Genomic DNA, 13,030 nt, shown 5'->3' with positions numbered 1-13,030 from the left:
GCTTATAATTTTCTGCCGAAAAAACCTTCTTTAAAATACGAAACAATTAAAACTAACCAATTAGCGGTCTTTTATTAATCGAGTTCAGGTTATAACGTTTTGGCGCTTGGCGAGGTTGCAAACTTCGTAACCGTTTATTTTCAGTTAAAGATAAAATTTCTTGCGGAACGCAAACGTGAATTTACCACAAAATTCGCAATCTTGCCAAACGGCTGTTAGCAGTAGTTTTTATATTAGCTCAAATTCTCCATTTTCTATTTCTGAATAAATATCGAAAAAACTTCTTTTTGAACAAATATAATATTCTTCAATCCATTTTCCGTTTAAATATATAAGGTTTAAGTAATCATTATTATTATTTTTATTTACAATGTTTAGATAGTCTTTTTCCATTGGTAAATACTCAAAATCAAAAATATTAAGGTTGTTTATTTCAAATATTATTTTGTCTTTAATATTTTGAATACTTGTGTTTTCTGGAGAGCTTGGAAACACATCAACTTCAATATCATTTTTGATATTTTTTATAAATCGTTCCAATTTCCAAAAGTAAAAATTTCGATTTCGATTTTTTCTACTATTTTTATTTGGTACTTCCTTAATATTTAGCTTTGAAATTAGTGTTATTTCATTTTTCATCTAGCCAATTTAATTGAAAATTGCTATAAGTTTTTGAATTCGTCATTTTGAGGTAAAATTACCGCTAACCGCTGTTGGCAGTAGTTCTTTATTTAGGTTTAATAGAAATTACACCACTTTCTATTTCCTCAAATATTTCCTTGAATGCAACATATTCATTAATATTCAAATCTCTAAAAAATGTCTTATCTATATCATTTCCGAAAGATGCTATTATTATTTCATTTTTATCATTTATCCAATAACTAGAAATTATACTATCAAAGTTTGCGACTGTTCCTTTCAAAATAATTTTTTTTAGTTTAGTTGTAATCTCTTTATTTTTAATAATCACATCTGCTACATATGTCAATTTAGCATTTTCATCTTTTGCTCTAAATGTAGATGGTTTTACGATGTTATATTTTGATATTAAGCCTTTTTTGGAGAAATTAATTTTAGGAATAATATAAAGAAAAGACTCATAAGTGGTTGTAGGAAAATTTGTTAATATAGAGTCTTTACTCTTTTTGACTCCAATATTTTGAATCCACAATTGCTTGTTATCAATTAGTTTAGATATGTAACCAAGTTCATAGGTTTTGCTTTTATCACCATCTATTTCTTTTGTTTGATATCTATATTCCTTGGAAATATAAAATCCATTGATTTCTGAAAAAATAATGGTTTCATTTATTTCACCTTTTAGTTTTCCTTTGATAATATTACCAAACATTTTTAATGAATCTCCGTTTGTTTCTATACGATATATAGTTTTAGCTCTTATTGTGTCATAACTTTTCAGCGTGTATGTTGAATTATTATTTTGAGCACAAAGTATTATAAATTTAAAAAACAAAAATGAAGTTAGTATTTTTTTCATTTGTCGTATTAAGTTATTGAATTTACGGTTCGTGTTTAAAATTAGTGCTAACATTTTGGGGCTTTGCGAAGGCGGGGATTTTTAGCACAAAAGTTCAATCGAAGAACGAAAGTTGAACATTGCACAAATGCCCAATCGAAGCCTTTCAGCCCCGCTTTTGACAATACCTTGTTAGTGGTTCGGGCTTTTTCTCGTTGTTAGTTTTCCGTTGTTTCAAGTTTCATTCTCAACAAAGGATATTCCTTTCTTTGGTCATCTTTATCTGTCCGTTCGTATGTTCTGAATCCTAGTTTTTCGTAAAACTTAACTGCATTTGTGTTTTGTTCGTTTACGTCCACTTTGTCGGCTTTTAATTCTGAAAAAGCAAAGTCAGTCAGCTTTCTTCCAAGACCTTTCCCTATATATTCTGGCGAAAAGAAAAGCATTTCTATTTTTCGTTCAGCGAGACCAATAAAACCTGCTACTTCGTCATTTTGTTTTAGACAATAAACTTCAAAATCATTAAAATTGAATGTCTGTACAAGTTGTTTGATTTCTTCAAAGTCGGTTGGATTTAGAAAGTCGTGAGTTGCTAATACAGATTTTTCCCAAATGTTAAGAATTTGTTCTCTGTCTTTATCTGTATATTTTTCTATTTTGAAACTTTGATTTGTTGTTGTTTGGTCTATGTCCTTTCTTTCAGTCATTCTTTAATTTTTATTGTTCCGTTCTTATATAAGTCTAATGCTTTTTGCAAAATGTTTTCAATTGTCTTTATAGGTAAATCTTGGTTTGGATTAATTCTAAAAATTTTCATTCGTGAACGGTCGCCTTCCTCCAGTTCGGGGTAGTTAAGATATTTTCCTTCTACCATAAGAATATACGGTTCGTCAGTCTTTTTATCTGTCCATAAATAGCAAAACATTTTTTTCTTATAACAGAAGCAGGGCATTCCCCACTTCTGCGTTTCAGTAACATTTGTGTCTTGGTCAAGAATAATACTTCGCAATGCAAGCAAACAACTCTTGTTTGGCTCTTCTTTATTCAGATAGTAGTTATGAAGTTGGTCAATCATTTTATCTATTTTACAGCAATTAAAAAGTCAATTTCTGCGTCTGCTGGATTTTGTGCATTTTCGCCAAAAACTTCAAAGTCTGCTGTAAACACTCTGTTTAAATCCATTTCCCAAATTTCTGTCCATTTGTTTACTATAAGTCCTTTCATTAAATCTCCTTTGGCAGATAGTTTTACATAGTTTCCACCGTCAAACGACTTGCCAATCATTCCGTTGGGAATGTCGTTTAAATTTTCCACTCTGCAACCCAAAATTGTCGTGTATGGTTTTGTGTGGTCGCTTTCGTAATCTGTGTATATGGAATATACCGTGCTATCAATTCTGTTTGGAATTGCTTCCAATATTTTGTTATTCATAAACTTACTCCACAAATCTGCAATATCTTTTGCAGCCTGATTGTTTTCGTTTGTGGTTCTTACAGCAATGCCGATTACCTTAAAAGGCTCAATTTTTACTTTGTCCATTTTTGAAATATTTTTTAGTTAAGCCACAAAACTAAAATGGTGTTGCGACAGCCCTATGTCAAGGGTTGTGAAAAATATTTTTCCTTGCAAATTTCAAAATATTCTTGAAGTGTCATTTTATGTGGTTCAAACTGTTCATTAAGTGTTGTCAGGTTTTGAATTCTGTCCAAACGAAATGCCCTAAAATCTTTCCTTAATCTGCAAAATGCTATGAGCAACCAATTTTCTTGTGTGCTATAAATGGCAAAAGGTTCAATTGTTCTTTCCGTTGTTTGGTTGGTGTCGGGTGAATGATATTTTATTTTGACAAGGTTGAAATTTGTCAAGGCTAATTGTAATGTTGATAGATAATTACTTGTTCTGTCGTTGGCTGCATTTTGTCTAAATACAGTTCGGTTGGAAAGTAAGTTTGCTTTGTCTTTAGTGTTGTTGCGTAAAACAGATTTTATTTTGTTTATAGCTGCTGAATATTCTTTTACAAACGAAGCGTCTTTATTTTTTAAAATAAGTTGTTCGGCTGTAATTAACGCATTGGCTTCGCTTTCGGTAAACATTACAGGTGGTATTCTGTAACCCTCCATTAAAGAATAACCTTTCCCGTCTTCTGTCAAAATAGGAACACCTGCTTGTTCTAGTGCTTTTATATCTCTATAAATTGTCCTGTTACTTACTGAAAATTTATTCGCTAATTCCGAAGCTGTCAAAAGTCGTTTCGTTTGCAAAATTGTTAAAATTGCAGTTAGTCGTGAAAGTCGTTTTATGTCGTTATTGTCGTCCATTTTTTATCTGTTCGGGTTTGCACGAGGTCATCATAGCCTGACCGCTAACGGTTTCGGGCTTGGCGAAGTGGCGAAAATCGAAGCACAAATGTTCAGTTTTGCACAAAAGTTTAATCGAAGAACTGCCGTTGAATTTAGCACTAAACCCGCCATTTCGCCAAACTGCTGTTGTGCGTTCGCTTTTATTTTCCAATTAGTTTATTTGTCATTTCATTTCCGTGTTTTTCAATGTCCGTCAATGTCCATTTTGGCTCACGAAGCATTATTTTCTGTTTCAAACTTTCGTATGTATTTGTGTTCAGAAAATAAGATTTTTTGCCATCTGGTGGCAAGTTCCAAAGGCGTGAGTTTGTGTTGTTGCTTATTAAACACAAGTTTCCAAATTTATCTACATTTGTTTGTCCTAACGGTTCTAATCCTTCTAATGGATTTTGTGGATAATAATGTTCAACAGAGCTTCTAAATGTAAACTTGAAATTGTCGTCATTTTGGTCTTGCCAAAGCAAAAAGTCAAGATAATTAAAAACAAAATTTTCCACGCTTGTGCCTTGGTCAAGTTTGCTTATGTCAAGGTCGTCCTCAGTGTTTTTTGTTATTCCTAAATTGGTATAGATAATCTCAAAGTAATCTTTCGGTGAATTTGCTAAAAAACGGTCAAACAAGAATGATTTTGCTAATGTTTTTAAATAAGTTGTGTATTTGTCCGATTCCATTTGTCCAAAGTTTTCAAACGAATATTTCAAAGTTGCATTTAGCCAATGTTTATAGACAAGTGTTGGTGTTGAAACGTGAAACATTGCTAACAACATTAAAATTGTTTTATTGTTGGCATCATCATTTAGTTCATCAACACCAAAAGAATTGACATAGCTGACTTTGTTACCATTATACCATTTCAACCTTTTTAAACTCCAATTATCTGTGCCATTTAAGAATTCTCTTTTGATAACATAGTTGTCAAATAGAAACTTGCATTTCAGTAAATTGAATGCAAATGTTTTTACAAAATTTGCTTTGTCGGTTTCATTTTTTAATGTATCTTCAAATGTATCTAAAAGCCGTTTGTCGTCAAGTGGAATGTCTGTTTTAAGTTGAACTCTCAAAACGTGCAATAAGAAGTTTGGAAAATTGATAACAGAATTAAATCTGTCGGGGTTTTCATTGTCTTGCTCATTTTTATTTTGAAAAGTTTTTTGTCCTTTTAGAATGTCAAAAGCGGATAACTTCTGATTATCTGAAATTTGATTATTGTTGAGTTTTGCAGTTAAATCATCAAAAGATTTTATTTCAAGTTTGTTCCAATCATTATTGCCAAAAATTTGATTTCGTTCGGGAACCGTAAAGCCGTATTGTACATATTTTTCCATATTGGAACAAGCTTCCCAAACTTGATTGAATGTTTTTGTTTCGGCATCATTGGTTGAAATGATTTCCAAAAGTTTTGCTTTTAATACTTCGTGTTTTTCAAGTTGCTCGCCACGACTATTCATTATTTCGAAATAATGATTTAGGTCTGTATCTGCTGGAACAGGAACACGAAGTATTAAAACTTTTTGAAACAAATAGTCACAAAATTGTTGGATTGTAAGATTCTTTTTGTCCTTGATAACTCTCTCTAAAATCTTCAAACAATCTTCGTATGCCGATTTTATTTCTGTATTGAAATTATGGTTTGAAACATAGCCATCATAAACATTTTGTAATGTTTCAGTGGATTTTATCCTACTATCAAATGCTAAATTCAGTTTAAACCAGGAAATGTCATTTGTGAAATTAAGTTTTGATTTGTTGTTTTTTAAGGTTGATAAAAGTATAGTTAACGTTGTTAAACGTTGTTGTCCGTCAATGGTTTCATAAATTAAATTTTTGACTTCGTCTTTTCGTTCGTAAACAACTAAAGTTCCGATGTAATAATCTTTGTTTGAGTTTTTTTCAGCGTAGTCCGAAATGTCTTGAATGAGTTGTGTAATTTCCTTTTCGCCCCAAGCATAATTTCTTTGGTAAATAGGAATGCTATAATGGCTATTGCCATTAAGTAATTCACTAATATTTAAAGGCGTTAAATTATTGGGCATATTTTAATTGCTTAAAGTGTTCATAAATCTTTTCTGTTTTAGTAGAATCGTTTTTTTCAATGGGTTTAACATTGTAATTCATAATCCTTTTAGGTTCTAAAGATTCTCGAATTGCCTTGAAAATATTATCTTCTAATGCGTGATTGTCCATTGAAGCAATTTGAACCGCTTGCAGTTTCATTCTGAGTGAATAAGCCCAAACAAAAATTTTATCAATGACTAATTCAATTTCATCAATCCCATATTTGTCAATGTAATAAATCAACGCACAATCAAAAAGTGTTCTAACATAGCTGTCTCCCGTTCTGTTTCTGCCTTCGTAAGTTTCTAAAACTTCGATTACTTTTTTGAAATTCGGGAAGGCTTCTTTTTTTAATTTATTTGTGTTTGAAATGATGTTGTTGTAATACATTATCATTTCAAAAAACCGTTTTCCATTGATGATAATTTGGTCTAATTGAAAAGGAAAGTCGGCTTTGTTTAAATCTATATTACGTTGATAATCTTTGTTGTAGTTGTCTGTAAAAAAATGGCCTATTCGATAAATTCTACTGTACGGATAATTTTTTTTGCTTTCAAAACTTATTCCTTTGAAAACATCAACTTCTTCTTTTGAAAAATAGCGTGCTGAAAATCCTTTTGACCAATTTCTAATTCTAAACAAGTAGTTTTCAAACAAAAATGCAAGTTCGTTTGAGTTCATTTCTTCCCACGCTTCAACTGCTTTTAGTTTTTCGGCAGTAGAAATTTTTTGCATTTCTCGTAAGTGAAACGCTTTTAATAAGTCGTGTGGTTCTAAATCTTTTCCTCTTGAATTTTGAGAATCAAAAAACTGAAACGCTTCTGAAATGTCGTCCAATTCAATTTGAACCAACTCGCATTTTTCAAAGAAAAATCGGATTGAACTAATGTCAAATTGCCTGATTCGTCTTGAAATTTCTCTGTAATTGTTTTGAATATTGAAAAGCGTAATGTCGCTTTGAAAAGGAATGTTTAGAATTTTTAACTTGTCAAAGTCAATAGATTTTAGTTGAGCGTCTTCTTGAATTTCTTTTTGAAAGTTTTCATAGATAGCATAAGCAATCAAACTGAGGCTAATTGTTCTTTGCTGTCCGTCAACGATGTTTGAAATTGTCTTTCCGTCTTTTTGTTCCTTGTGAATTACCAATGTTCCTAAACGATAAGAGGATTTTTGTTTGTGTGTAAAAATGTCGTCAATGAGTTGATTGACATTTTTCAGAGTCCATTTGTATGGTCTTTGATATTCGGGAATATTCAAGTCGTCATTTGTAATTACGTCTTGGACTGTTATAATTTTAGGGTCTAATTTATTCAAGTCAAATTTTGTTTAGGTACGGGTCTTTAAAGTGACGCACAACGTTTTGGGCTTTGCGTTCGGGCGGGAAATCGAAGCACAAAAGCTGATATTATTACTAATGTTTAATTGAAAAACTGCCGTTGAATTTTGCACTTCAGCCCGCCTGATGCAAAACCCTTGTTAGCCGTAGTTTTTATTCATTTACAAAAACAATATTGCTAATGAGTTTTTTGCTTGCAAAAGAATGCTTCGAAAGATAGTCAAATTCAATAATTCGACGGTTCAAATTTTCAATCCTATTTGTGAGATATTCACTACTAGCTTTAAGTTCTTTAATTAAATTATTCCGTTCTTTTAGTATGTTGTTATTTTCAATAATTTTCTCTTGATTTTGAAGAAGTTTTAATCCCTCCTCTATACTTTTTATTTCTTGTAAACTTTCTGCCTTATTAAATTTTGACATCACTAGATTATAAACTAATTGTAAACCAATTTTTTTCCCTTTCATAGGACACAATCCTTCGTCAGCATAACGCTGAATACTCATTTTTTCTATTCCTTTTGGTGGAATTACTACAATGTCTTCTTCAATATTCAGTTTTTTAAAATAATTGGAACTAGGAATTATTTCATAGACAAATCTTCCTCCACATTCTTTGGCAAATTTTTCAATTGAATTTTGGGTTTGAATTACTTGAAATGGTTTTTCTTCTAAAAATGGTTCTACAAGTCTGGTAAACAAATAAATTGTATCTTTTGTATTGTTTTTAATTTCAAATTCAATTTCAATAATCCCTCTAACTGAAACTCCATCGCTATCTTGGCTAAGTATTTTTCTATCGAGTGTTGCTTTATTTATTGTTAATGTCTGTCCAAATAATGTTATTCCGATTAGAAATAAAGGAATAGTTAAAATTGTTTTTTTCATTTTGTTTTGTGCGTTTCGTTTTAAAATTACCGCCAACGTTTTGGGGCTTTGCGTAGTGGCGGATTTCGAAGACGAAACTTTCAACTTTGCACTAAAGTTCAATTGAAAAACTGAACTTGAAATTAGCACTAAACCCGCCATTACGCAAAACCGCTGTTATAGCCAGTAGCTTTACGCTATTATTTTTTTTATTCTTGTCTGTTCTTTTTTATTGTCGGTTGCTGGAATTATTTCAAACAATACTTTTTTTCCAACCATAATATTTGGTGACAAATGAAAGTTAGATGAAACTGAAAAGTAATATTTTTGTCCATTGCTTTTTAAAAATCCATCTTTCCCACGTTCATTATCGTTTCTTATTTCTATAATTTCTCCCTCAAAGTAATTGTTTGTTGCTGTTCTTGATTTATCAAAGGTTTTTATAGGTGTCGTATTGAAACTATCCCAAAATTTTTGAAGTTCCTTTTTTAATTCTTTTAATTCCGTAAGTGGAACTTCTGTAAACGTAAAACCTCTTAATTCTTCAAATAGCTTTTGAGGCAATTTCCATTCTTCTGATTGTCTAACTAATTTTGAAAGTGTAAAATGCTTGAATGATAAATCTAATTTGTCTTGCTGTTTGAGGATTTTTCCAATCAAGTACAACAAATCAACTTTAAACTCCAAAGGACCAAAATTATTTATTGCATTTATAGCCATTTTAAAAGCTAAATTAATGTTTCCTTTTTCAAGATATAATTCAGCTAATTCTTTTTGAATAAACCATTCACGTTTCTTTTTAAGAATTGTTTCAAGTTCTTGAATTGTATCTTCTGTATTACCAAGATTTTTTTTCGCTATTGCAACACGTCTTGAAAACCAAGCATCATTTGAGTAATGAAAATTTTCAATTTTTTCAAGAGCTTCTTTTGATAAATCTAAACATTCTTGCCATTCGCCTATTTTTGTTAGTGCTTTTGTTTTGTAAGCATACCAATTTTCGAAATCAGAAGCCAATTCCATATCTTTTAATTGACCTTTTCTTTCGACTTGAATAGTTGAACATTCTTTTGAAAGGTTTCCATTGCCTATTTTGTTGCAAAACTCATTTACTAATCTCCAATTTGGTGCTGGTTTTTTCTTTTCTGATTTTAAAACAATTGAAAAAAGATTAGACGATAGTGTTTTTGTGAAATCGTTGTTTAGCGAATTTATAATAGGAATTAAAGTTTCAACATTTAAAAGCAATTCACTTTTATCTAAATTGAAATTTTGATTGACAATTTCTTCATCTTCCTCGTCAAAAAAATCTTCTTCGATTGCTGAATGTCCGTTAATTCCATTTTCAGCTTTATATTTTGCCCAAAGCAACCAACCATAGGCACTTAAAATTCTTTCTTTTTGGTCAGAATTTATTTCAATACCATAAATGCTCAAAAATTGAAAACCTGCATCTAAATGATTTGCGTGTCTCAAACAAGAAATCATATCAGAAATGATATACACATTGTTTGCTATTTGCTCTTTTGTAAAACTGTTTTTGTTTTCTCTGAAATACGAAAGTGCTTCTGAAAATTTCTTTTCCTTTTTTAAAGTGGCAATTTGTTGGCTAAATTCAAATAGTGTAGGCATTAGTTTTCTTTCATTTGGTTAAAAATGATTTGAATTTCATCCCAAAATTCAATAGTTGTACAAGAAGTTGCAATCATTGAAGTAAAAAATCCATCTCCGTCATAATACAAGTCTGCAACAAGTGCTTCTTTACCATTGTTTAATTGAATGGTGTCTTTGTAAGGAACTTGTATAATGTAACTAAAACCAATTTCTTTTGATTTTAATTTTTGATTTATTTGCTCGTATGCTGATTTTCTCCAATTGCTTTGAATAAAAGTAAAGTCAGAAATTTGGTTTTCAGATTTTAAAAGATTGATAAGTTCTTCTCCAAATTCTTTTGGTGTTGACTTCATCAAATTGGGCATTTTGAATTGCCCTTTGTTATTGTAATAAACTGAAAATGTTGCATTTTCTCCCGAACTACCACTAATTTCATAAAGTTCTTGATAGTTTGGATGATTTATTAAATTTATTGATAAACCATTTTGAGCAATTTTATTTTCAACGAACTGAAATAATTGCAATAGTGATGATTGGTTTTCAGTATCAGGGAAATTAAATTTTTCTGAAATTGTTTTATTAGAGGTGGAAAGGTCAGCCGTTTTGTCTGCAACGTAAAACAATTCTTTCCCCTTGTCAATTTTTGGAACAGAAGGATTTATAGTTAATTTGAAAAAAGGACTAATTGGTTCGTAGTTTATTAAACTAACTTTTTGAGTTGCTCTAATTAAACCTGTGTAAATCCATTTAAAATAAGTTTCGTTTGTTTTTCCGCCACCAGTTTCAACATTGAAATAAATTTCATTCCATTTGTAAGACATTGATTTGTGTACGGTTAAAGCCCAGCCAAAACGAATTTGAGCGGAATTTTTGAATTTATAATATTCTGATGATGGAACACTACGCAAATGTTTTTGAAGTGCTTTTTGCAGTTTTGTTATTCCTTTTCGTTTTTTAGGTTCGTCTTTGTTATCCTTTTCGTATTTATCTAATAAACTTTTTAGTTCTTCGTCAGCGTGATATTTACCGCTTTTAAAATTGGATATTTCTTTTTCAGCAAGTTGATTGAGTAAAATGTTCAATGAAATTATTTCTTCTTTTGAAAGTTCGCCTTTGTCACTTAAACGAAAATTTTCAAAACTTAAAAATGAAAGAATGTGATTTGTTTCTTTGAGTTGTATTTTCGTTTGACGGAAATACAATGGTGTAAGAAGTTTTTCATCTTTTTTGATTAAGTCCGAAACGCTCAAAATTGTTCCGAATTGTCCGTTGTAAATTTTCTTTGGTTCTGCAAATGGGTCGTTTTCATCTTCAACACGAATGTTGTTGCCGAAAATTATCAAATCGTCATTTGTTAATTCATTTCCATTTTTCAGAATTGAATTCTTTATCCAATAATTTACTTTTTGAGCGTCAGAATTTGAGTAGCAAAGAATATGAGAATTTGTATTTAACGAGTTTTTTATTTCAAACTTTAAATCTTCTTTCGCTAATGTTCTTATGTTTTCTGAAAAATTAAAAGCAAGATTATTGAATGATTGTTGTCGAATACAATTAACTGCTTTAAGTGCTTCTGAAACAATGATTGATTTATTTTCTTTGTCAATCAGTTGAAAAGCATTGTTTTTAAAACCGTATTCTTCACTCAAATATTCAGGATTTAATGAAGCTTCTTCTTTTTTTCCTAATGATAGTTGAAAACTATCTCCAATAAAAATTACTTTTCTTTTGGTGTTTTTTAAATCAGTAAATTCTAAAAAATCGTTTAATAACTTTCCAGAACCAAATCTTAAATCAACAGATTGATGATAATTGTCTGAAATTAAATGTGCTTCATCAACTATAAATATTGCTTCTTCTGTATCGTCAGATTTTAAAAGTGGAACGATTTCTAAATTCAAAGAATTTTCGTTCTCTTCTTCATTTTCTTTCTCGTTTATACTTGTAGAATTACCACCATAAATGTAAGAATATATACTTTCAAACTCTAAATTTGAACTTTTTAAAAGATTGTTTGCTATTCTACTTGAAGATGCAAATAATTTCACTTCTGTAACTTGATTATTGAACGCAATTTCTTGAATGAAAGGAATTAAATGCGTTTTACCGCTCAATGAAGTTCCTTGAAGTATAAAAATCTTTTCATCATCTGATTTGATGAAGTTTTCAATTTCATTAAGTGCTGATTTTTGGTCAGGATAAAGATTGTCAAAATCTAATTCGGTATGATATGAAGTAAAATCATTTGCTTGGTCATATTTTTCTGAAGTGTCAAATAGGTCAGCTCTAAAAACTTCTTTAAAAAGGTCAAAAGAATTTTTGGATAATGAAACTTCCTTGTCGGTAATGTCAATAATATCTTTGATTGTTTCCAAGTATGTATTTTTGTCAAAAATTAAGAAGTTCAATTCTTCATTTGAAGGAATTTTTCCAATTAATTCAATAGGCTTCTGAAAACAAACGGCTCTTACAGTATGAAAAGCATTAAAACTGTCGCTTGGCGACAGTTTTTTCAAAATTTGCTTTTCAACAACTTTTATAAATCTTTCTTTTTGTGTTTTTAGTTGAATAAAAGGATTAATTGAACTTCCACCTTTTATTTGTTCTCCGCTTTCGTTTGTCCATTTACCAAAGTCAAATTCTGATTTAGCATTTTTCGGTAAAGTTATTTTGCCACCGAAGTTTTTGAAGTCAATAATTAAAACAGCTTTTTCTGTTACGAGTAAGGCGTCAATTTGAAGCCTGCTTTCAGCTTCACATTCAGAGTTAGCAATCAGCAAGCCGTCAAGCGAATATTTGTCAAACATCTTTTTCAGATTGTCCGCAAACTCTCTAAAAAAAGTGTTCTCATAATTTTTTGTCGCTGTTCCTTTTCTGATTTCTAGCATTTCTGTCGGTACGGTTTTTTTGTTTTGTGCAGTGTCGTTGTGCTATTGGCTATAACACCCAAATTTACGCAACAGGAATTTATCTAACAAGAAAATGCGTAAATACTTTTTAAAAATATGGTTATCGGTATGTTTTTGTTATATTGCGTGAATATTTTTGAATTTAGGAATTTTATTTAACGATGGGTAAAAAAATTGAATTGTTTATCAAGCTATTAGAAATTAAGAGATATAGTCCCTCTAGCATTAAAACCTATGTTGGGGCGTTGCGTCAATTTTTAAATTATTTTAAAGGTCAGGACGTAGATGTTTTGCCAATTAAAAAAATAGAAGATTTTATTAATAACCTGAACTCGATTAATAATTTAGGCTAAAAATATTGTACAAAAAGGTAAAATTTAGTATATTTAAATCTCTGACAATTAAATAT

General features: G+C 30.4%; 12 protein-coding genes. 1 reads left to right on the top strand and 11 read right to left on the bottom strand.

Annotated elements, in window-relative coordinates:
- Positions 1 to 228: 228 nt before the first annotated feature.
- The 11 genes from J2X31_RS18020 to J2X31_RS17970 all read right to left on the bottom strand — a co-directional run bounded on the left by J2X31_RS18020 (position 229) and on the right by J2X31_RS17970 (position 12,600).
- Positions 229 to 639: a hypothetical protein gene (locus J2X31_RS18020; protein ID WP_310028947.1), complete on the bottom strand. Its 411-nt coding sequence runs from the start codon at positions 637 to 639 to the stop codon at positions 229 to 231.
- Between the two features lie 88 nt (positions 640 to 727).
- A complete protein-coding gene (locus J2X31_RS18015) occupies positions 728 to 1,501 on the bottom strand; it encodes a hypothetical protein (RefSeq protein ID WP_310028945.1) in 774 nt (257 codons plus the stop codon).
- 197 nt (positions 1,502 to 1,698) lie between these two features.
- Positions 1,699 to 2,187: a GNAT family N-acetyltransferase gene (locus J2X31_RS18010; RefSeq protein WP_310028942.1), complete on the bottom strand. Its 489-nt coding sequence runs from the start codon at positions 2,185 to 2,187 to the stop codon at positions 1,699 to 1,701.
- Positions 2,184 to 2,552 (bottom strand): DUF1801 domain-containing protein, encoded by a 369-nt coding sequence (locus tag J2X31_RS18005; RefSeq protein ID WP_374725236.1) that lies wholly within the window; start codon positions 2,550 to 2,552, stop codon positions 2,184 to 2,186. The genes J2X31_RS18010 and J2X31_RS18005 overlap by 4 nt, the downstream gene beginning before the upstream one ends.
- 8 nt (positions 2,553 to 2,560) lie before the next feature.
- Positions 2,561 to 3,019 (bottom strand): GyrI-like domain-containing protein, encoded by a 459-nt coding sequence (locus J2X31_RS18000; protein WP_310028939.1) that lies wholly within the window; start codon positions 3,017 to 3,019, stop codon positions 2,561 to 2,563.
- A 53-nt stretch (positions 3,020 to 3,072) separates the two neighbouring features.
- Positions 3,073 to 3,798: a helix-turn-helix transcriptional regulator gene (locus J2X31_RS17995; RefSeq protein ID WP_310028938.1), complete on the bottom strand. Its 726-nt coding sequence runs from the start codon at positions 3,796 to 3,798 to the stop codon at positions 3,073 to 3,075.
- 182 nt (positions 3,799 to 3,980) lie between these two features.
- Positions 3,981 to 5,873, bottom strand: a complete 1,893-nt coding sequence (locus J2X31_RS17990; RefSeq protein WP_310028936.1) for a DUF262 domain-containing protein — start codon at positions 5,871 to 5,873, stop codon at positions 3,981 to 3,983.
- Entirely contained in the window at positions 5,863 to 7,209 is a 1,347-nt protein-coding gene (locus tag J2X31_RS17985) for a DUF262 domain-containing protein (RefSeq protein ID WP_310028934.1), read from the bottom strand. Before J2X31_RS17985 ends, J2X31_RS17990 begins: the two co-directional genes overlap by 11 nt.
- A gap of 175 nt (positions 7,210 to 7,384) precedes the next feature.
- Positions 7,385 to 8,119, bottom strand: coding sequence for a hypothetical protein (locus tag J2X31_RS17980; protein ID WP_310028932.1), 735 nt, complete (start codon positions 8,117 to 8,119; stop codon positions 7,385 to 7,387).
- A gap of 171 nt (positions 8,120 to 8,290) precedes the next feature.
- On the bottom strand, positions 8,291 to 9,730 hold the full coding sequence (locus J2X31_RS17975; RefSeq protein ID WP_310028930.1) for a hypothetical protein: 1,440 nt from the start codon (positions 9,728 to 9,730) through the stop codon (positions 8,291 to 8,293).
- Entirely contained in the window at positions 9,730 to 12,600 is a 2,871-nt protein-coding gene (locus J2X31_RS17970) for an NERD domain-containing protein (protein ID WP_374725235.1), read from the bottom strand. Before J2X31_RS17970 ends, J2X31_RS17975 begins: the two co-directional genes overlap by 1 nt.
- A gap of 182 nt (positions 12,601 to 12,782) precedes the next feature.
- On the opposite strand from J2X31_RS17970, the gene J2X31_RS18270 reads away from it, so the two are divergent.
- Positions 12,783 to 12,974, top strand: coding sequence for a phage integrase N-terminal SAM-like domain-containing protein (locus J2X31_RS18270; protein ID WP_374725234.1), 192 nt, complete (start codon positions 12,783 to 12,785; stop codon positions 12,972 to 12,974).
- Positions 12,975 to 13,030: the final 56 nt, after the last annotated feature.

Origin of the sequence: Flavobacterium arsenatis (assembly GCF_031456785.1) — a bacterium.
GTDB classification, from domain to species: Bacteria; Bacteroidota; Bacteroidia; order Flavobacteriales; family Flavobacteriaceae; genus Flavobacterium; species Flavobacterium arsenatis.
Note: the sequence above shows the minus strand (reverse complement) of the source record. Positions and strands in the feature narration are given on the sequence as shown.

Bases quoted from the DNA above. Each gene is read 5' to 3' on its own strand.
- J2X31_RS18020 (WP_310028947.1), bottom strand. From the start codon at position 639: ATGAAAAATGAAATAACACTAATTTCAAAGCTAAATATTAAGGAAGTA.
- J2X31_RS18015 (WP_310028945.1), bottom strand. From the start codon at position 1,501: ATGAAAAAAATACTAACTTCATTTTTGTTTTTTAAATTTATAATACTT.
- J2X31_RS18010 (WP_310028942.1), bottom strand. From the start codon at position 2,187: ATGACTGAAAGAAAGGACATAGACCAAACAACAACAAATCAAAGTTTC.
- J2X31_RS18000 (WP_310028939.1), bottom strand. From the start codon at position 3,019: ATGGACAAAGTAAAAATTGAGCCTTTTAAGGTAATCGGCATTGCTGTA.
- J2X31_RS17995 (WP_310028938.1), bottom strand. From the start codon at position 3,798: ATGGACGACAATAACGACATAAAACGACTTTCACGACTAACTGCAATT.
- J2X31_RS17990 (WP_310028936.1), bottom strand. From the start codon at position 5,873: ATGCCCAATAATTTAACGCCTTTAAATATTAGTGAATTACTTAATGGC.
- J2X31_RS17980 (WP_310028932.1), bottom strand. From the start codon at position 8,119: ATGAAAAAAACAATTTTAACTATTCCTTTATTTCTAATCGGAATAACA.
- J2X31_RS17975 (WP_310028930.1), bottom strand. From the start codon at position 9,730: ATGCCTACACTATTTGAATTTAGCCAACAAATTGCCACTTTAAAAAAG.
- J2X31_RS17970 (WP_374725235.1), bottom strand. From the start codon at position 12,600: ATGCTAGAAATCAGAAAAGGAACAGCGACAAAAAATTATGAGAACACT.
- J2X31_RS18270 (WP_374725234.1), top strand. From the start codon at position 12,783: ATGGGTAAAAAAATTGAATTGTTTATCAAGCTATTAGAAATTAAGAGA.